At 54.6% G+C, this 20,055-nt stretch carries 19 protein-coding genes; 12 read left to right on the forward strand and 7 right to left on the reverse strand.

The features are described 5' to 3' along the window. Positions 1-23: 23 nt before the first annotated feature. The 5 genes from LG297_RS15105 to LG297_RS15125 all read left to right on the forward strand — a co-directional run bounded on the left by LG297_RS15105 (position 24) and on the right by LG297_RS15125 (position 3,904). Positions 24-941, forward strand: coding sequence for a methyltransferase domain-containing protein (locus LG297_RS15105; protein ID WP_404421657.1), 918 nt, complete (start codon positions 24-26; stop codon positions 939-941). Positions 942-992: 51 nt separating this feature from the next. Next, positions 993-1,721, forward strand: a complete 729-nt coding sequence (gene sfsA, locus LG297_RS15110; protein WP_404421659.1) for a DNA/RNA nuclease SfsA — start codon at positions 993-995, stop codon at positions 1,719-1,721. 98 nt (positions 1,722-1,819) lie between these two features. Next, positions 1,820-2,626 (forward strand): type I methionyl aminopeptidase, encoded by an 807-nt coding sequence (map, locus tag LG297_RS15115; RefSeq protein WP_404421661.1) that lies wholly within the window; start codon positions 1,820-1,822, stop codon positions 2,624-2,626. A 28-nt stretch (positions 2,627-2,654) separates the two neighbouring features. Then, entirely contained in the window at positions 2,655-3,488 is an 834-nt protein-coding gene (gene radC / locus LG297_RS15120) for a DNA repair protein RadC (RefSeq protein WP_404421663.1), read from the forward strand. A gap of 23 nt (positions 3,489-3,511) precedes the next feature. Beyond that, positions 3,512-3,904 (forward strand): VOC family protein, encoded by a 393-nt coding sequence (locus tag LG297_RS15125; RefSeq protein WP_404421665.1) that lies wholly within the window; start codon positions 3,512-3,514, stop codon positions 3,902-3,904. Positions 3,905-3,913: 9 nt separating this feature from the next. On the opposite strand, the gene LG297_RS15130 is transcribed toward LG297_RS15125, so the two are convergent. The 4 genes from LG297_RS15130 to LG297_RS15145 all read right to left on the reverse strand — a co-directional run bounded on the left by LG297_RS15130 (position 3,914) and on the right by LG297_RS15145 (position 7,656). Next, positions 3,914-4,039, reverse strand: a complete 126-nt coding sequence (locus LG297_RS15130) for a hypothetical protein (RefSeq protein WP_404421667.1) — start codon at positions 4,037-4,039, stop codon at positions 3,914-3,916. Between the two features lie 127 nt (positions 4,040-4,166). Further along, a complete protein-coding gene (locus LG297_RS15135; protein ID WP_404421669.1) occupies positions 4,167-5,021 on the reverse strand; it encodes a MipA/OmpV family protein in 855 nt (284 codons plus the stop codon). A 128-nt stretch (positions 5,022-5,149) separates the two neighbouring features. Further along, positions 5,150-6,352 (reverse strand): helix-turn-helix domain-containing protein, encoded by a 1,203-nt coding sequence (locus tag LG297_RS15140; RefSeq protein ID WP_404421671.1) that lies wholly within the window; start codon positions 6,350-6,352, stop codon positions 5,150-5,152. Positions 6,353-6,435: 83 nt separating this feature from the next. Continuing rightward, the gene (locus LG297_RS15145; protein ID WP_404421673.1) at positions 6,436-7,656 is read right to left on the reverse strand and encodes a helix-turn-helix domain-containing protein; all 1,221 of its coding nucleotides are present in this window, start codon (positions 7,654-7,656) and stop codon (positions 6,436-6,438) included. 606 nt (positions 7,657-8,262) lie between these two features. Between LG297_RS15145 and LG297_RS15150 the strand changes: the two genes are divergently transcribed. From LG297_RS15150 to LG297_RS15170, 5 genes are all read left to right on the forward strand, one after another. Beyond that, positions 8,263-9,897 (forward strand): peptide ABC transporter substrate-binding protein, encoded by a 1,635-nt coding sequence (locus LG297_RS15150; RefSeq protein WP_404421675.1) that lies wholly within the window; start codon positions 8,263-8,265, stop codon positions 9,895-9,897. A gap of 63 nt (positions 9,898-9,960) precedes the next feature. Next, positions 9,961-10,887: an oligopeptide ABC transporter permease OppB gene (gene oppB, locus LG297_RS15155; protein ID WP_404421677.1), complete on the forward strand. Its 927-nt coding sequence runs from the start codon at positions 9,961-9,963 to the stop codon at positions 10,885-10,887. A gap of 23 nt (positions 10,888-10,910) precedes the next feature. Continuing rightward, positions 10,911-11,792, forward strand: coding sequence for an ABC transporter permease subunit (locus LG297_RS15160; RefSeq protein ID WP_404421679.1), 882 nt, complete (start codon positions 10,911-10,913; stop codon positions 11,790-11,792). Positions 11,793-11,796: 4 nt separating this feature from the next. Then, on the forward strand, positions 11,797-12,768 hold the full coding sequence (locus LG297_RS15165) for an ABC transporter ATP-binding protein (RefSeq protein WP_404421681.1): 972 nt from the start codon (positions 11,797-11,799) through the stop codon (positions 12,766-12,768). Continuing rightward, the gene (locus tag LG297_RS15170; protein ID WP_404421683.1) at positions 12,765-13,769 is read left to right on the forward strand and encodes an ABC transporter ATP-binding protein; all 1,005 of its coding nucleotides are present in this window, start codon (positions 12,765-12,767) and stop codon (positions 13,767-13,769) included. The genes LG297_RS15165 and LG297_RS15170 overlap by 4 nt, the downstream gene beginning before the upstream one ends. 62 nt (positions 13,770-13,831) lie before the next feature. On the opposite strand, the gene LG297_RS15175 is transcribed toward LG297_RS15170, so the two are convergent. Further along, positions 13,832-14,545 (reverse strand): 2OG-Fe(II) oxygenase, encoded by a 714-nt coding sequence (locus tag LG297_RS15175; RefSeq protein WP_404421685.1) that lies wholly within the window; start codon positions 14,543-14,545, stop codon positions 13,832-13,834. Further along, positions 14,542-15,630, reverse strand: coding sequence for a bifunctional DNA-binding transcriptional regulator/O6-methylguanine-DNA methyltransferase Ada (gene ada / locus LG297_RS15180; RefSeq protein WP_404421687.1), 1,089 nt, complete (start codon positions 15,628-15,630; stop codon positions 14,542-14,544). The genes LG297_RS15175 and ada overlap by 4 nt, the downstream gene beginning before the upstream one ends. A 224-nt stretch (positions 15,631-15,854) precedes the next feature. Here ada and LG297_RS15185 point away from each other — a divergent pair, with 224 nt between their 5' ends. Then, positions 15,855-16,625 (forward strand): SDR family oxidoreductase, encoded by a 771-nt coding sequence (locus LG297_RS15185; protein ID WP_404421689.1) that lies wholly within the window; start codon positions 15,855-15,857, stop codon positions 16,623-16,625. Positions 16,626-16,663: 38 nt separating this feature from the next. Here the strand turns inward: LG297_RS15185 and LG297_RS15190 are convergent, their stop codons facing one another. Further along, entirely contained in the window at positions 16,664-18,415 is a 1,752-nt protein-coding gene (locus LG297_RS15190) for a GAF and HD-GYP domain-containing protein (protein ID WP_404421691.1), read from the reverse strand. 295 nt (positions 18,416-18,710) lie between these two features. Between LG297_RS15190 and purB the strand changes: the two genes are divergently transcribed. After that, positions 18,711-20,021 carry an adenylosuccinate lyase gene (gene purB, locus LG297_RS15195; protein ID WP_404421693.1) on the forward strand — a complete coding sequence of 437 codons (1,311 nt, stop codon included), beginning with the start codon at positions 18,711-18,713 and terminating at the stop codon, positions 20,019-20,021. The last annotated feature ends 34 nt before the right edge of the window (positions 20,022-20,055 follow it).

Consider the following 20,055-nt stretch of genomic DNA (forward strand, 5'->3'; position numbering starts at 1 on the left):
CTTTTGACGGAGCTTCCCGCCCCATGGCCGATCCGATCACCGTTTTTGATCGCCACATCCTGAAACTGCGTCGCGACCGCGCGGCAAAGCGCGCCAGCGAGTTCAATTTCCTGTTCGCCGAAACCGCCGAACGCCTCGCCGACCGGCTTGACGACACCACACGCAAATTCCCGCTGGCGGTTGATCTTGGCTGTCATAATGGCGAGCTTGGCCAGATCATCGGCGCGCGCGGCGGGATTGAAACCCTGCATCAATGCGACATTTCATATGGCTATGCGCAGTCGGCCAGAATGCGCAATGACCGTACAACATTCGTTGCCGACGAGGAATTCCTGCCGTTTAGCGCTGGATCGCTTGACCTGATCCTTTCGAACCTGTCGCTGCATTGGGTCAATGACCTGCCCGGCATGCTGCTACAGGCACGGCGTGCACTTAAACCCGATGGCCTGTTTCTGGCCTGTATGCTGGGCGGTGATACGCTGCGCGACCTGCGCGAGGCACTGATGACCGCCGAGGCCGAGGAAGAAGGCGGTGTATCCCCCCGCGTTTCACCCTTTGTCGATGTTCGCGATGCCGGATCGCTGTTACAGCGCAGCGGCTTTGCCCTACCGGTGGTCGATAGCGACGATATCACCATCAATTACCCCGATGCGCTGAAGCTGATGCGCGATCTTTCGGGGATGGGCGAAAGCAACCTTGTTGCCATCCGGTCCAAGAAATTTACCAAACGCAGCACTTTGGCCCGTGCGGCAGCGATTTATCACGAACGTCACGGCCGCCCTGATGGGCGTGTTCATGCCAAATTTCAGGTGATTTACCTGACCGCATGGGCCCCTGACGAAAGCCAGCCAAAGCCGCTGCGTCGCGGCACAGGGCAGGTCAGCCTTGTCGATTTTCTGGGAGACCTCCCGGACAAACCCGATCCGGCGAAAAACAATTAGTCATACTTTTTGATTTAACCGATCAAAAGCAAACAGTTACCGGAATTTGACATGCTCCTTCCCTCTCCCCTGATCCGGGGCAAGCTGATCAAACGTTACAAACGTTTTCTTGCCGATGTCGAACTTGATAACGGGGTTGTCATTACCGCCCATTGCGCCAATCCGGGCGGGATGATCGGGCTAAAGGATCCGGGGATTGATGTCTGGCTGTCGCAATCGGACAATCCGAAACGCAAACTGAAATACAGCTGGGAACTGTGCCGGGTTGGCGGTGCGATGGTTGGCATTAATACAGCCCATCCCAACGCGATTGTCGAAGAAGCGATACGGGCGGGCAAGGTGCCGGAACTGGCCGGCTATGAAACACTGAAACGCGAAGTCAAATATGGCAAAAATTCCCGCATCGATATTCTGCTATCCGATCCGGTCAAAGGGCTTTGCTATGTCGAGGTCAAGAACGTCCATCTGAAACGTGATGACACCGTGCCGGGGCTAGCCGAATTTCCCGATGCAGTGACTGCGCGCGGGGCAAAGCATCTGGACGAAATGGCAGACATGGTCGCAGACGGGCACCGTGCCGTGATGTTCTATCTGATCCAGCGCGATGACTGCGACCGGTTTGCCCTGGCATCCGATATCGATCCGTACTATGCCGCACGTTTTGCTGCTGCCACCAGCGCCGGGGTCGAAGCACTGGCCTATGACTGCGTCATTGATGTCGAAACCGTATCAGTAACAGTCAACAGAGCGCTTCCGATCCGCAATATCAGCGCAAAGTGACGGCATCCTTGCCAATTTCGCCCTGTCCGATTATGTCATTGAACTATGTTGCGACACAGCGACCATTGAATGTTACTGCCGAACCAAGGAGATTTCGGGTGGCGAACGGAAAAGTAAAACTGCACGGACCCGAAGCGTTCGAAGGGATGCGCGCCGCCGGACGTCTGGCTGCGGAAGTGCTCGATTACATTACACCTTTCGTTGTTCCGGGCGAAACGACCGGCAGGCTGGATCAATTGTGCGATGAATATATTCGCGATCATAATGCAGTTTCGGCCTGCCTTGGATATCGCGGCTTTCCGAAATCCATCTGCACCTCGATCAATCATGTTGTCTGTCACGGAATCCCCGGCGACAAGAAGCTGATGAATGGCGACATCATGAATATCGATGTTACCGTCATTCTTGATGGCTGGTATGGCGATACATCGCGCATGTATATTGCAGGCACGCCCAAGGTAATGGCGCAGCGCCTTGTCGATGTGACATACGAGGCATTATGGCGCGGGATCAATGCGGTCAAGCCGGGGGCGACCCTTGGCGATATCGGCCATGCGATCCAGAGCTATGCCGAAAGCGAACGTTTTTCGGTTGTACGCGATTTCTGCGGTCACGGCCTTGGTCAGGTGTTCCACGATGCGCCCAATATCCTGCATTACGGCAGCCCGGGCGAAGGACTGGTTCTGGAACCCGGCATGATCTTCACCATCGAGCCGATGATCAATCAGGGTACCTATACCTGCAAAATCCTGCCTGATGGCTGGACAGCGGTGACGCGGGACCGCAAACTGTCGGCACAGTTTGAACATTCACTTGGCGTCACCGATGACGGGTTTGAAATCTTTACCCGTTCGCCCGCCGGGCTGGAAAAGCCACCATACGATATCAGTGCCGCCGCCGAATAAGGCCGCAAACAGACAGGGGGAAGCGGATTTGAGCGAAACAGAAGATCGCAAGGCTGCTTCCCGTCCTGACGCGCCGATTGATACGCAAATAGATGACGGCACGCGCGTCTTTTTCGATCAGACGCGCGATGCGGTTCCGGTCGGACAAAGTGCCAGTTTCCAGCCATCGCCGAGCGACGCGAAACCGCCCAAACCCCATTATCACGGCCATCGCCAACGGCTGCGCGAACGGTTCCTGAAAGGCGGGGCCAATGCACTTGCTGATTATGAGTTGCTTGAACTTTTGCTGTGCATGGCGATGCCGCGCGGCGATGTCAAACCGCTGGCAAAATCGCTGATTGCGCAGTTTGGCAGCTTTGCCAATGTTCTTGCCGCACGGCCCGAAGATTTGCAAAAGGCCAAGGGCCTTGGCGATGCCGGAATTGCCGCGATCAAGGTGGCAGAGGCAAGTGCGCAATATCTGGCCCGTGAACGTGCGATGGAATTGCCGGTGATCGCCAGTTGGGAACAGCTGATCGATTACTGCCGGGTGCGTCTGGGCCATCGCAAGACCGAAGAACTGCATCTGCTGTTTCTGGATCGCAAGAACCGGCTGATTGCCGACGAATGCCATCAAACAGGCACGGTCGATCACACCCCGGTTTACCCGCGCGAAGTGATCAAGCGCGCCCTTGAATTGCACGCCAGCGCAATCATTCTGGTGCATAACCATCCCAGCGGCGATGCCACCCCATCACGCGGCGATATCGACATGACACGCAAAATTGCCGAAGCCGCAAAGGCGATGGAAATCACCATCCACGACCACATCATCATCAGTCAGACCGGGTATAATTCGTTTAAAACCCTTGGTCTGATCTAATCATCTGCTCCCGGATTATCGCCATGCCCCATATCGGACTGGTTTCACTTGTCGTCGCAGATTACGACGAGGCCATTGATTTCTATGTCAACAAGGTCGGGTTCGAACTAATCGAGGATACCGACATGGGCAACGGCAAACGCTGGGTCATTGTCGGTCCGAAGGGTGCGCGTGAAAGCCGTCTTTTGCTGGCAAAGGCATCGGGGGAAACACAAACCGCTGCCATCGGCAATCAGACCGGCGGGCGGGTCGGATTTTTCCTGAATACCGATGATTTTGCCCGCGACCATGCTCTGATGAAAAAGGCCGAGGTCCAGTTTCTTGAAGAACCGCGATACGAGCCATATGGCACCGTTGCCGTCTTTGCGGACCTTTATGGCAACAAGTGGGATTTGCTGGAACTCAAAGCCCCCTGACGACCACGATCAAAGGGCGGCATAGCCATAAAAGCACCGCATACCGGCAGAAACAGCCAGAAATCCGCTGCAAATACCGATGATCAGCACGGCCACAAGCGTCATGCCCAGACAAAAACGGCTAAACCAGACCATGATCCTCCATGGGGTTTCATTTCGGCAGAAAACAAAGGGCGGGTCGGCCCACTGGAAATCACCGACCCGCCAGAAACCGGCCGCCTGGGTTGAGGGTGGGCAGGAGACCGGCGCCTGAACATAAAGGTTAGAAGTTGTAGACCAGCCCGATGCCGATGCTGTAGACATAGTCATCTTCTATCAGCGGACTGTCGGTATAGCTGTCAGGCAGCAATTCCACCCCACCGTTTCCAAGCAGCACGATACTCTCGGTAATCGGATAGGTTACAGAGACATCAAGATGCGGGATGAAGGCAGCATCCGCGTCATAGGCGTTGCGGTCACTTCTGACTTCGGTGCCGCTGACACCGACATGGTAGTTTGCCAGTTTCTCGCTTTGCCAGCGTACCCCGCCCCCCCAGTCGAATGTTACATTCTGCAAATCCATCGGGATGGTATAGGTGAGGTCAAGTTCATGACCGTCATGGGCGTCATTCAGATCGGTCAGGTAATAGGCCCCGACCTCCCCCCGCCACAGGCGGCTAGTGAAACCGATCCCGGCTTCATAGGCCATGTCGCGTTCATTCATACCCCGCAGATAGTCACTATCGCCATTTTCAAACGGCTTCATGCGAAGTGCACCAAGCACGTCAAGACTGGCAAACTCGTTTTGCCATGCGGTGACAGATATCCCGTCGGTCCCGATATGCAGCCGATCCGCATCATAGGCCAGAAGCGGCAAAGGATCTAAATCGACGCTGTCCGCACCGCGATAAGGATTGCTTTCAACTTGGCCATATGCCCCGAACTGCCACACCCCGCCAAGCCAGGGATCAGCGGCTTCATCCTGTTTGGGATTGACCTCTTCGCGCAGAATGTCCCTTGTGCCCTGCTGTGCATTGGCTGAAGTACTGATGACAAGCAGAAGCGCACTTGCACATAATCCGGTCCCCAACAGGATCAAACCGTTCCCGACCAGATTTGAAACTCTATAAAAACTCATTTGTCCGATCACCCTTGTATCAGTTTTGGTGACCCGACAATGCCGATCCGCCCCCGGTCTGGCGTCCGGCTCTGTATCTTCGAACCTGATCAATGGCATCAAAAGGTACGAATGCGCATTCGCACTACTTAAGATGCTGTATTTAAAAGATTCTTATGCCGATATGCACTGGGTGTTTTACCGGTGATTTTCTTAAAGGCAAGATTGAAAGTTGATTTGGAATTGAACCCGACACTGATTGCGATATCGAGGATAGTGCGATCCGGCTCTTCGATCAGAAGGCGGGATGCCTCGTTTGTCCGAACCTGATTGACAAAATCAAAGAAGCTTTTGCCGAGATGCTGGTTCAAGACAAAGGAGAGATGATTGGGTGTCGCCCCAACCGCATTGGCAAGTTTTGGCATGGTCAGAAGCGGATCAAACATCAGTTCACGTGCGGCAACGACGCTTTCTAGTTTTGTCTGTATTCGATTGATATCATCCATATCCAGAATTTGACGCGCCATGCTGGATTGAACGGCCACGACCACACCTTCATCTCGCATTTCCGGCTCCCCCCGTCCGCCCTGTTCGGATTGAACAAACAATGCCGGGTTCACGGCTATAACGTGACAAATCCGGAAGAACACCAGAACGAAGGCTGCCTTAACGCCGAGTTGTAACCATTCACTGCGCGAAACGATGGTATCGAAAAGATTGATCAGTGTAAAAAGGGTGAAAATCACACTCAACCCGACAAGCAGTTCCAGCACCCAACGCTTGAGTCCTTTCCGATCTACTTCAAGCTGCCGACTAGCATCCTGTAGATACCGAACCGCAACATGCCAAATCCAGAACATATAACTTGCAAACTGAAGACAGAATGTCGTTATCAGTATAATCAGCAGTACATTGAAAACCTCACCCTGCCGGAAATCCAGATCGACATTGATTTCCTCGATGGTCACCCCTGACAAAGGAGTATCAGGACTGAGCAAGTACACCAAAAAGACCATCATTATCGACACAGGAAGCATAACCGTAAAATGCCATGCGGGCCTGTCAGAAGGTTTCCCCGATATTTCCAAAAAATAAAGATAGATGGCCGGGATGGAGGCAAAATAGAAAGGGGTAAAGACGGGGGCCAGATACAGATTTACAAGCGGACTGACCATCGTATCGATAATGTCATCCGCAAAGCTCATTCCCATAGCCACAGCAAATGTCATCAGCCAACGATTTGCCCGAAAGGCGCGCTTTCCCTCGCCCTGCAAAAGGACAATCAGGAAAATGGCTTGAACTGCGCCAAGTGTAGCAATCAGCAACAGCAACAAATCAATTGTTTCAAACATTCATGTATCCGTCGTTTGCAACGACAAAGGTTACAACAGAGATATCATGCCCAGACTGCCTCGCTGAAAGGCAGGAAGCGTTACTATTGTGCGGTGTTACGCTGCGACAGGGTTTCCGAACGGTAAACGCTTGGCGTTTTGCCGGTGATTTTTTTGAAGGCGAGATTGAAGGTGGATTTGGAATTAAACCCGACACTGATCGCGATATCGAGGATGGTGCGATCCGGCTCTTCGATCAGAAGGCGGGAGGCCTCGCTTGTGCGTACTTCGTTGACGAAATCAAAGAAGCTTTTGCCAAGATGCTGGTTCAGGACATAGGAAAGCTGGTTGGGTGTCACGCCGACCGCATTGGCAAGTTTCGGCATGGTCAGCAGCGGATCAAGCATCATCTCGCGATCTGCGACAATCCTCTCAAGGCGGGTGCAAATGCGTTTTATATCGGAAACGTCAACAATTGCACGCGACATCGGAGCCTCTTGGTCATCAGCCCCTTGCGCAGGAACATGACGCACGGATAGCTCGTCAAAAACGCCGCCTTCGCTTTCCGGCTGCACAAAGAGCGCAGGGTTCTGCGCAATCACCTGGCACATCCGGAAGAAGACAAGCACAAACCCCACCTTGACACCAAGCGACAACCATTCTGCCCGCGACACAAACAGATCGAACAGATTGGTCAGGGTAAAGACGGTAAACAACACGGTCATGCCGACAAGAAGCTCCGTCACCCACCGGCGCAACCGTTCGCTATCGGCCTGAAGCTGCCAGTCGGCCCGTTGCAGGTAACACCGCGCACGTCGCCAGATGCCCGTCATATAAACGGCAAACAGCACACAAAACAGGATCACGATGGCCAGCAACACCATATCCGCAAGCCCCCTTGCCGAGAAGTCGATCTGCAAACCGACATCACGAATCTTCTCCCCATCGCTAATCATGCGCGCACTTTTCAGGTAAACCATAAGCCCTATGGCAGCAGCCACCGGCAACAGCACCAGAAAATGCCGGTATGGTCGCGGAGCCGGATCGCCGGAAATCTCCCGGAAATACAGATAGATCGACGGGATCAAGGCAAAAAAGAATGGCGCAAAAACCGGTACAAGATACAGTTTCGTCAGCGAGCTGATCATCGGATCGAACGTATCATCGATAAAACTCATGCCGACAGAAAATCCGAACATCATCAGCCATCGATTGGCCGTGAATGCTCGTTTTCCCTCATCCATCAGCAGGACGATCAGGAAAATCGCCTGTACAGCTCCAAGAACTGAAACGACCAGAAAAAGAATATCGAGTGTTTCAAACATTCATGCGTCCGTGTTTCAAGACGATACAGGCTACGGGGAGGAAATAACTGACAGGGTTGCAGAATGCCTAGCCCGGCGTTGCCAATTTAACAACGGAAATTTGTGTGGCACTGAAATGGCATGTCGCCGGGAGACATCCGATACAACATGCCTGCCGCAAGCGACGAACCCCGCCAAAACAGAAAACATCTGACCGCCATTTTCGCGTCAAGATACTGTTTTTGGGCTATTTTGATGGAAAAATACGCAATCCTCGCTATCGCCCGATTCGTAATCAGTAATTTCCGCTGCCAACCCTTTGAATGTGAACTATTTCACATTTCATGCATGTAATGTTCAGCCTGTGACACGATGCATGACGTTACGTATAAAGCGGCTTTGCTGGCCCTGGCCAAAGCCTCTGACTCCCAAATAATAGATGGAAATTTTCATATTTGACGCAAAATTCCATCACATAATTACCAACTTCACGCAAATAACCACCATTTGTTACGGATTTATGGAATAGAGACTTGCAGATCACGCATGTCAGTCTCAGTATTTTTGCGTACGTACTTTCAGGGAGTACGTCGCCAACAAAGCAAAATGATGAGGGAGACATTACAGATGTCACAACACGCGACGACCGCAAATGGTCTCGTGAAGGGATTGCTGAATTCCTCGCGGGCGTTTGTGCTGGGAACGGCATTGCTTGCCGGCTCCATGACCATGCTGTCCACCGCCCACGCACAGGCCGAAAAAGTTCTGCGGGTCGGCAATGACGGCGAACCGCAATCGATGGACCCGCATTATATCTCGACCGTCCAGACCAGCCGTATTTCCGATGATATGTTCCTAGGACTTCTGACCTATGGGCCGGATGGTGAACCGGTGCCGGGCGCGGCTGAAAGCTGGACCGTTTCCGACGACGGCATGACCTATACCTTTAAAATCCGCGATCATAACTGGTCGGATGGTGTGCCGGTAACTGCCGGTGATTTTGTCGCGGGCTGGAACCGCCTGCTGGCACCAGAAACCGGGGCTGAATATGCATCCCTGCTTTACATCATCGAAGGTGCCGAAGACGTCAATACCGGCAAGGAAGGCGCGAAGCTCGCTGCCACCGCACTGGATGACAAAACCCTGCAGGTCAAACTGACCGCGCCGGCCCCCTATTTCACGGCTCAGCTGACCCACCAGACGGCTTTTCCGATCCCGCAGCATGTCGTGTCAAAATTCGACCGTGACTGGGTAAAGCCAGAAAATATCGTCGTTAACGGCCCGTACAAACTCGATGAATGGGTGCCTAACGTTCACACCAGACTGGTCAAGAACGACAGCTTCTATGACGCCGACAATGTCGCGATCGACGAAGTCGTTTATTACAATTATGAAGACCTGACAGCGATGCAGAACCGTTTCCGTGCGGGCGAGCTTGATGTCGCCCGCATGATTGCATCCGAACAAATCTCCTGGTTGCGCGACAATCTGGCCGACAGCCTGCGCATCGCCCCCTATGCCGGGATTTATTATGTTGCCGTTCGCACCGACAAGGAACCGTTTGGGGATGTGCGTATCCGCAAGGCGCTGTCTATGGCAATCAACCGCGAAGCCATCACCGATTCCGTGCTTAAAACCGGTGAAATCCCGGCCTATTCCTTTGTTCCGCCCGGAACCGGCAATTACGGCGAACCGTCCTATATCGGCTGGAGAGACACGCCATATAACGAACGCCTTGAACAGGCCAAGGCTCTTCTGGCCGAAGCCGGATACGGCCCGGACAATCCGCTGAAATTTACCCTGCGTTACAATACCCAGGAAAATAACAAGCGCTTTGCCATTGCCGCACAGAATATGTGGAAACAGATCGGGGTCGAAGCCGACCTGTTTAATGCCGAAGGCAAAATCCACTTTGCCGATCTGAAAGTTGGCAACTTCGAACTGGCACGTGCAGGCTGGATCGCCGATTACAACGATGCACAAAACTTCCTGTTCCTGCTTGAAAAACGGACCGGCCCGCTGAACTATTCCCAGTTCGACAATGCCGATTTCAATGCGCTGATGCTTGATGCGGAACAAACTTCCGATCTTGAAAAGCGCGCCACCATCATGCAGCAGGCCGAAGCGATTGCGATGGAGGAACAACCCGTCATCCCGATCTATTACTATGTGTCCAAACAGCTGGTTTCCCCCAAGATTGACGGCTGGATCGATAACGCGCCGGACCGTCACCTGACGCGCTGGCTTGATATCGAGGAATAATAAAGATCGATGCCCGCAGCAGGTCACTTGCGACCTGCTGCGGACGCATTTGGGGACAAAACAATGATTTCATACGCATTCCGGCGTTTGATGATCGCGATACCGACTTTGTTTATCGTGATCACCGTCGCTTTTTTCATGATGCGCGCCGCACCGGGCGGCCCGTTCGATCAGGAACGAACCCTGCCCCCGGAAATCGAAAAAAACATCAAGGCCGCCTATGACCTTGATAAACCGCTAATCGTTCAATACGGCCTGTATATTGCCAAAATCGTGCAAGGCGACTTTGGCCCGTCGATCAAAATTCGCGATTTTTCCGTCGCCGAGCTGATCATGGCCGGGGCCCCTGCCTCAATGCAGCTTGGCCTGTCGGCGATCTTTCTGGCGCTGATCTTCGGGGTCGGGTTGGGCACCTATGCGGCCCTTCGACAAAACAGCGCGGTTGATTTCGCCGTGATGGGCATTGCCATGGTTGGCATTGCCATTCCGAACTTCGTCATGGCCCCGCTTCTGTCGCTGGTGTTTGGCCTGTATCTGTCGATCCTGCCGACTGCGGGATGGGGCGATGGTGGACTTGAATACAAGATATTGCCAATCATCGCCCTTGCCCTGCCGCAGGTCGCCTATATCGCGCGCCTGACGCGCGGATCGATGGTCGAAGTCCTGCATTCCAATTATATCCGTACCGCGCGCGCCAAGGGATTGCGCGAAAAGCTTGTCGTGAACCGGCATGCGATCAAGGGCGCGCTTTTGCCGGTTGTGTCCTATCTGGGCCCGGCGACGGCAGCGGTGATGACCGGCTCTGTGGTCATCGAAACCATCTTTGGCGTGCCCGGTATCGGGACCTATTTCGTCAAGGCAGCGCTGAACCGCGACTACCCGCTCGTGATGGGGGTGGTGATTGTCTATGCAGTGATGATCATCCTTCTGAATTTCCTGGTCGATATGGTTTATGGCCTGCTCGATCCCAAGCTGAAGTCACGCTCATGATAAACAAGGATCAAAAAACAGCGATGCTTCAGGCGGCAGGCGCCGCCGGGGAAATCGAGGGCCGCAGCCTGTGGCGCGACGCCCGAATTCGCCTGTTTCGCAACAAGGCCGCCGTCGGGTCGATGATCATTCTGGCCATTATCACCCTGATGGCGATTTTCGCACCGCTGCTAAGCCCGTTTGCCTATGACCAGATCGACTGGGGCTATATTCAGGAAGGCCCGAACTGGGAAAACGGCCATATCCTTGGGACGGATGGTAATGGCCGCGATATTTTCATTCGTATTCTTTACGGTGCGCGCGTGTCGCTTGCGGTTGGTTTACTGGCAACGGCGGTGTCGCTTGTGATCGGGGTGACCTATGGTGCGGTTGCCGGCTATTTCGGGGGCCGGATCGACAACATCATGATGCGGTTTGTCGATGTGCTTTATTCCCTGCCCTTCATGTTCTTTGTGATCATGCTGATGGTGGTGTTTGGCCGGAATATTTTCCTGATTTTCGTGGCTCTTGGCGCGGTTGAATGGCTGACTATGGCGCGGATTGTGCGCGGACAAACGCTTTCGATCCGACGGCGCGAATTTATCGAAGCCGCCCATGCCACCGGTGTTTCGAACTTCAAGATCATTTTCCGCCATGTGATCCCCAACGTTCTGGGGCCCGTCATCGTTTACATGACCCTGACCATTCCGCAGGTGATCCTGACCGAGAGCTTCCTGTCGTTCCTGGGCCTTGGCGTTCAGGAGCCGCTGACAAGCTGGGGCGTTCTGATTTCCGAAGGGGCGAAAGTGATCGAAGCGGCGACCTGGATGCTGATTTATCCGGCGATCTTCCTGGCACTGACGCTGTTCTGTTTCAACTTCATTGGCGATGGCCTGCGCGACGCCCTTGACCCGAAAGACAGATAGGCACATGACAAATCATATTCTGACCGTTGAAAACCTGCGTGCCCGCTTCCAGACCCCGGATGGCGAGGTCGAGGCCGTCAATGACATCAACTTCCATATCAATCCGGGCGAAACGCTTGGCGTTGTAGGGGAATCCGGATCGGGCAAAACCCAGATTTTCCTTGCCGTGATGGGGCTTCTTGCCAAAAACGGCAAGGCCTCGGGTACGGTGCGCTACAAGGATAAGGATATCCTCAATATCCCGTCTCGCCAGCTTAACAAAATCCGTGGTGTGACGATGTCGATGATCTTCCAGGATCCGATGACGTCGCTTAACCCGTTCCTCAAAATCTCCCGACAGATGACCGAGGTGCTGGTAGAACATCGCGGTATGTCCGAGGGCAATGCGCTTAAACGCGCGATTAACATGCTTGACCGTGTCGGCATTCCGGGTGCGGCCCAGCGCGTGCATATGTATCCGCATGAATTTTCCGGCGGCATGCGTCAGCGCGTGATGATCGCCATGGCGTTGCTATGTGATCCCGAAGTCCTGATTGCCGATGAACCGACCACCGCCCTTGATGTAACGGTACAGGCACAGATTCTTGATCTGCTGCGCGATCTTAAAAAGGATTTCAACACCGCGATTGTCATGATCACCCATGATCTTGGCGTGGTTGCAGGCCTGTGTGACCGGGTGATGGTGATGTATGGCGGGCGGATCGTTGAAACCGGGTCGGTGCGTGACATTTTCTATGACAGCCATCATCCCTATACCGAGGGGCTTTTGAAATCGATGCCGCGCATCGATACGGCAAGCGAGGAAAACCTGTTTGCTATCCCCGGACAGCCGCCTAACCTGCAAAACCTGCCTAAGGGCTGCGCTTATCAGGAACGCTGCGCCTATGTCATGGATCGTTGCGGCGTCTCGCAACCGGGACTGTTCGGCTTTGATGATGGTCGTGCCAGTGCCTGCTTCCGGGAGGACGGCCAATGAATGCGATCCGTAAAAAGAAAAACGTGCCGATCCTGTCGGTTCGTGACCTTAAGGTCCACTTTTCCCTGCCAGGCAAGGGATTGTTTGGGGCAGAACGCCAGCTTAAGGCCGTCGACGGGATCGATTTCGATCTGTATCCCGGCGAAACGCTTGGCATTGTGGGCGAGTCCGGTTGCGGCAAATCGACCCTTGGCCGTGCGATCCTGCAACTGATCCCACCGACCGACGGACAGGTCGTGTGGCTGGGACGCGATATTGTCTGGGCACCGCACCGCGAAATGCAGCCGCTACGCCGGGACCTGCAGATCATTTTCCAGGACCCGCTGGCAAGCCTTAACCCGCGCATGACGATTGGCGAGATCATCGCCGAACCGCTTGTGACCCATAAGTCGGAACTGGGCAAAGATGAAATCAGGGCGCGCGTCAAACGCATGATGGCACGCGTCGGGCTTTTGCCACAGATGATCAACCGCTATCCGCACGAATTTTCGGGCGGTCAGTGCCAACGTATCGGCATTGCGCGCGCGATGATCCTCGAACCGAAACTGATCATCTGCGACGAACCGGTTTCGGCCCTTGATGTCTCGATCCAAGCGCAGATTGTCAACTTGTTGCAAGAATTGCAGCGCGAATTCGACCTGTCGATGATTTTCATCAGCCACGATCTTTCGATCGTGCGTCATATCTGTCACCGCATATTGGTGCTGTATCTGGGCAACCTTATGGAGCTGGCCGACCGCGACAGTATCTATGTCGCCCCCAAACACCCCTATACCAAGGCGCTGATTTCCGCGGTTCCGATCCCGGACCCCGAGATTGAACGCGCCAAGGAACGCATCGTGCTGACCGGCGATCTGCCCAGCCCGATCAACCCGCCATCGGGTTGCGTGTTCCGCACCAGATGTCCGTTTGCCAAAGATGTCTGTGCCACCGATATCCCGACCGTTGACACCGTCAACGATCACCATCAGGTAGCCTGCCATTTCCACGAACGGATGTAGGAGGGCAACCTCCCTTTGCACCACCCGACTTGACCGGGCCGTCTTGCCACGGCCCGTTTTTTCTATTTGGCATCATGGAAGATGATACCAAGCGTATGCCGCGAACCCGCACGCAAGCGCGAAACGCCGTGGCGCATATTCACCCGGTATGTACCGCGCGTTCCCGCAACTGGGCGATGATGAACCGGGAAAATCACGGCGTCACCTTGTGTCAGCGGCACGACCTCGGCACGGGACTGCATGCGCGGACGCTGTTCGGTCAGAACAAATTCGCCGCCTTCGAAATCTGTTTTCGGGTCGCTTAGAAGGATCGCGACCTGCAACGGAAATACGCAATCGCCGTAAACATCCTGATGCAGGCAATTGTAATCCCCCGCCCCATAACGCAGCAAAAGCGGCGTCGGGCGGGTCTGCCCTGCTTCATGGCATTGGACTACAAACCGAGTATGATCGCCGGGAAAATGCTGATCCAGCCCCATCGCCCGGTTCCACCGGTTGGCGATTTCAGCCAATGGCGGATAAAGCGATTGCCGAAGGCTCGCAATCATATCGGGCAAGGGATAGGCGAAATATTTGTATTCGCCGCGCCCGAAACCATGTCGGGCCATATGGATGTGGCTGCGAAATGTGTCCGGCTCGTCATAACGGTCAATCAATGCCCGGCAGGTATCCGAATCAATCAGGTTTTCAAGGATTGCACAGCCGTGCGCATCAAGCTCGCGGGCATGCTTTTCCCAATCAAGCGATGTGATCCCGTCACGGGTCATCTTGTTCATTCCCCAGCCTCCCCGCTTTCAAGGTCGAGCAGGGTTTGCTTGCGCTCCACGCCCCAACGATATCCGGAAAGATCACCATCCTTGCGCACCACCCGGTGGCAGGGAATGGCAACTGCAATGCTGTTGGCACCACAGGCCTGTGCAACAGCACGGGTTGCACGCGGCGATCCTATCTTTTCGGCGATTTCGGCATAGCTTGCCTTTGTCCCGGCCGGAATTTCCGAAAGCGCCTGCCAGACGCGTTGCTGAAAAGCCGTGCCACGGATATCAAGCGGCAGATCATGGCCAAGCTGCGGGGCTTCGACCAGACCGATGATCTGTGCCATCCAGCCCTCGAACGCCGGGTCGCCACCAATCAGGTCCGCCTTGGGAAAGGCGTCCTCTAACTGGCGCACCAGCGCATCGGGATCATCGCCCAGAAGGATCGTGCAAATTCCCTTGGCACTTGCCGCACCAAGGATCGCGCCAAGTGTACATTGCGCCACCGCAAACCGGATTTTTTCGCCCTTGCCGCCCGCACGATAGCTGCTTGGCGTCATGCCCAGCATCTTGTGCGAGCGTTCATAAAACCGGCTGTTGGAATTGTAACCCGCGTCATAGATCGCCTCGGTCACGGTGTTGCTGCTGCGCAATTCCTCACGCACGCGCCCGGCCCGGTGGGCGCTGGCATAGGCCTTTGGCGTCACCCCGGTTACCGATTTAAACACCCGATGAAAGTGAAAGCGGCTCATCCCAACCTGTGCGGCCAGATCATCAAGGCTTGGCATTTCTTCGGCATTGCGAATGGTTTCGCATGCCTTTGCCACCGCATCGGCATTGCGTTCGGCAATTGATGCCGTATTCGGGCGGCACCGTTTGCACGGGCGAAACCCGGCCTGTTCGGCATCGTCGCAACTGGCATGAAACGCGACATTTTCCCGGCGCGCCAGACGCGCACCGCAGGACGGGCGGCAATAAACCCCGGTGGTCGCCACCGAATAATAAAACTGCCCGTCTGCTTTGCCATCTCGTTTTGCCACGGCCTGCCATTTGTCTTCGTCACTGATCCAGCGGATCGCCTTGTTCAATCTCGTCTCCGTCAGCATGGGATGGCTCCTTTATCAGAATACAGGGATGCCAAATGCATCCGTTTGACCGTCATTCTGATCGTCCATTCCGTTGGCCGCACTCCGTTCCTTGCTTTCGAATTCGTGGCCGTCACATTTACAAATTCAATGCCAATAACCGGAGTGATCAGTTCCCGTTCGCGACCTAGCGTCACGGTATTCGGCCTTGCTGGCCATCCTATCATGACACAGGAGACGACAACATGTTCACACTGGACGGTAAAACCGCAATCATCACCGGGGCCAGTTCCGGCATCGGTCGCGCCGTGGCCGAACTTTTTGCCAAACAGGGCGCACAACTTGTCCTTAATGCGCGACGCGCCGATCTGCTTGACGATCTGGCGGCCGATATTCGAGATGCCGGCGGCATGGCGGTTGCGGTTCCCGGCAACCTCACGGACGAGGCAATTTCAAAACACTTGGTCGAGGCAGCCCTTGATCATTTTGGCAAACTTGATATCGCGGTCAATAATGCCGGAATGGTCGGGGAATCGGTTTCAATCCCCGATATGGCAACCGAAAACTGGCATGAAATGATCGAAACCAACCTCACATCAGCGTTTTTCGGGGCGAAATATCAATTGCCCGCGATGCTTGCCAATGGTTCGGGATCAATGATTCTGACATCCAGTTTTGTCGGTCATACAGTCGGGATGCCCGGCATGGGGGCCTATGCCGCCAGCAAGGCAGGCATGATCGGATTGATGAAATCACTGGCGGCCGAATACGGGCCAAAGGGCATTCGGGTCAATGCGCTGCTGCCCGGCGGGACCGATACCCCGGCCAGCATCACCAACAAACCCGGTGCCGGGCCGGAGGTCGAACAGTTCGTCAACAGCCTGCATGCATTAAAACGCATGGCAAAACCGTCCGAAATGGCGCAGGCCGCCCTGTTTCTGGCGTCCGACGCGGCAAGCTTTGTGACCGGGGTGCCGCTCCTTGCCGATGGCGGGGTTTCGATCAACCGAACCTGATCAAAGGCGGGCCGGGTGCAATGCGTCCGGTCCCTTAATTACTTGCTTAGAAACTGCGTAATATCGACTTCATCGCACTGGCCGGGTTGCAGATACTTGCACCCGTATTCGATATAAACACCGGAGGATAACAGCAGCTCGAACAAGTCATTATCGATCTGCCCCTTGTCGCGCATGTCGGCCAGAATGACGACGCATTCCGATAACATCTTGGGCCGTTTATAAGGACGATCCACCGCAGTAAGGGCCTCGAATATATCGGCGATCACCATCACCTTTTCGAGAATACCCATATCCTCGCCCAGCATCCCTTTGGGATAGCCCGAGCCATCCATCTTTTCGTGATGGTTGCCCGCAATTGCCGGAATGCGTTGTAATTCCTTGGGATAGGGCAATTGCGCCAGCATTTCCTGCGTCACCACCACATGATCGTTGATGATTTTGCGTTCCTCGGATGTCAGGGTCCCGCGCGATACTGAAAGGTTATAAAGCTCGCCCCGGTTAAAGCCCAGATAGATATGATCCGCCCGGTCATCGAGAAGCTTTTCAACACCGGGCTGACTGAATTTAGAACGATCATCATCGCTCAGCCGCTGATTTTCCGCCCATGAAAGCCCGATGGTGCGATCAAAATGGCGCACCCATTCCTGGGCCCCTATTTCATGCAGGGCAAAGACCGCATCGGTATCAAGTTCGTCATCACCGATATTGCTGTGCGCAACCATTGAAAACTGGCTTTCAAGTTCGGTAATCCGTGCCTTGAAATCGGCATCGCAACGTTGGGCATCCTCGCCCGCGAGCTTGCGTTTGAGCATCTCGATTTCCGCATCCCGCCTGAGGACCTCGAACCGGGTGCGGATTTCGTGAATGCGGTTATGGATGGTTTCAAGTTTGGTCGCCTTTTCGACCACATGATCCGGCGTTGTGATCTTGCCGCAATCATGAAGCCACGCCGCAAGGTCCAACTCGTACCATTCCATATCGGTCAGATAGAAGTTTGAAAACGTGCCCTGCCTTTCATCAACCGCCGCCTTGGCCAGCATGCGGGCAATGATCGGAACCTTTTCGCAATGATGGGCAGTATGGGGAGATTTGGCGTCAATCGCCTGCCCAAGCACACGCACGAAACTTTCCATCAGATCGCGCTGCGCCATCAAAAGCCGACTGTTTTCAAGTGCGACCGCCGCCTGGCTTGCCAGCGCATTGATGATCGGTTCGATCAGCGGATCAAAGGCAACCACATTGCCCGCATCGTCGCGCGCATTGATCAACTGCAGCACGCCGATCACGGTACCGCGCGTGTTTTTCAACGGCACCGTCAGGAACGATTTCGACCGGTAACCGGTTTTGGCATCAAAGGCACGCGTGCCGGAAAAATCGAACCCGTCGGCGAAATAGGCATCTTCGATATTGATCGATTCACCACTTAACGCGACATAGGTGGCGATGTTTTTGTGATTGGGGTTGCCATCCGGATCATAAAGCGGCAGGGGTGGAAACGGTTTCTCGTTTTCGCGGCCTGATATGAAGAACGTATCAAGCGTATCGTTCATCAGAATACGAAACTGAAGTTCCGTTTCATCCTTGTTAACCAGATATAACGACCCGCCATCGGCATTGGTAAACTGCCGGGCTGCCATCAGGATTTTCTGATGAAGCTCTTCGCGGCCCTGTTCAGCCGACAGGGCAATGCCAAGATCCACCAGCTGCGCAAGATAACGCGCATCGGTGTCGGCGCCTCGGGCTGTGCGGGTCGGAGGATTTTTCAAATCATCCCCGATGCGGGTCATAAATACGTGCCATTATCTGTGTCCACTCGCCATCAGAACGGTTTGCCGTCCTTGTTCTGGAATGTTCGTTTTACGGACTATATCCATTAGGAGATTGAGATAATCTTAGCAGATGGCAAGTTCCACGCAGGTAAAAAAGCGATAACAAACCTGTCATGCCCGATGCAGGGTTGCCAATCGCGGCGATTTGGACTATCCGACCCGTTGAAAGCGTGCCGGAACCAGCATCGCACTTCGCTGATCACGCAATCTGGTCATGACCCGGCACCCAACCATCCTGCCCGGAGGCGACTGCATGATCCCCCGTTATTCCCGTCCGCAGATGACATCAATCTGGGAACCGGCGAACAAATTCCGTATCTGGTTTGAAATCGAGGCACACGCTGCCGACAAACTGGCCGAGCTGGGCGTCATTCCAGCCGCCTCTGCCAAACTGGTCTGGGAAAAAGGTAACAAGCCCTATACCCAAGACCGTATTGACCGCATCGATGCTGTCGAAGCCGAAGTCAAACACGACGTCATCGCCTTCCTGACGGAACTGGCAGAACAGGTCGGCGACGAAGCCCGCTTCGTTCATCAGGGCATGACCAGCTCCGACGTTCTTGATACCTGCTTTAACGTGCAGCTCGTTCAGGCAACCGACATCCTGCTTGAGGACATGGACAAGCTGCTGGCCGCGCTTAAAAAGCGCGCCTATGAAACCAAGGACATCGCCTGCATGGGCCGTTCGCACGGCATCCATGCGGAGCCTGTGACCTTTGGACTGAAACTGGCCACCTTCTATGCCGAGTTCAAACGCAACCGCGACCGTCTGGTCGTCGCGCGCGAAGAAATCGCGACCTGCGCGATTTCCGGTGCGGTTGGCACATTTGCCAATATCGACCCGCAGGTCGAAGAACATGTTGCCGCCAAGCTTGGCCTGAAACCGGAACCGGTTTCAACCCAGGTGATCCCGCGCGACCGTCATGCCGCCTATTTCGCCGCCCTTGGCGTTATCGCCTCCTCGATCGAGCATCTGGCAACCGAAATCCGCCACCTGCAGCGCACCGAAGTTCGTGAAGTCGAGGAATTCTTCTCGAAGGGGCAGAAGGGTTCATCGGCAATGCCGCACAAACGCAACCCGGTTCTGACCGAAAACCTGACCGGCCTTGCACGTCTTGTCCGTTCGATGGCGATTCCGGCGATGGAAAACGTTGCCCTTTGGCATGAACGCGATATTTCGCATTCATCGGTCGAACGCAATATCGGCCCGGATGCGACCGTAACGCTCGATTTCGCCCTGATGCGTCTGACCAATGTGGTTGAAAACCTTGTCGTTTATCCGGAACGGATGGACGAAATACTTAACCAGATGGGTGGTCTGGTCTTCTCGCAGCGTGTGCTGCTGACCCTGACGCAGCATGGTGTTTCTCGCGAGGATTCGTACCGCATTGTTCAGCGCAACGCGATGAAGGTCTGGAACCGCGAAGGCGATCTGCTGTCGCTTCTGAAGACCGACGCAGACGTTACCGCGAAAATCCCGATGGAAACGCTCGAAAGCCTGTTTGACCTTGGGTACCACACCAAGCATGTCGACACGATTTTCGCCCGCGTGTTTGCCGACTGACGGCAACGCCACATCAAAATCAAAGCCCCGGGCA

The sequence above is a fragment of the Thalassospira australica genome (genome assembly GCF_044790785.1).
Taxonomy (GTDB): Bacteria; Pseudomonadota; Alphaproteobacteria; order Rhodospirillales; family Thalassospiraceae; genus Thalassospira; species Thalassospira australica_A.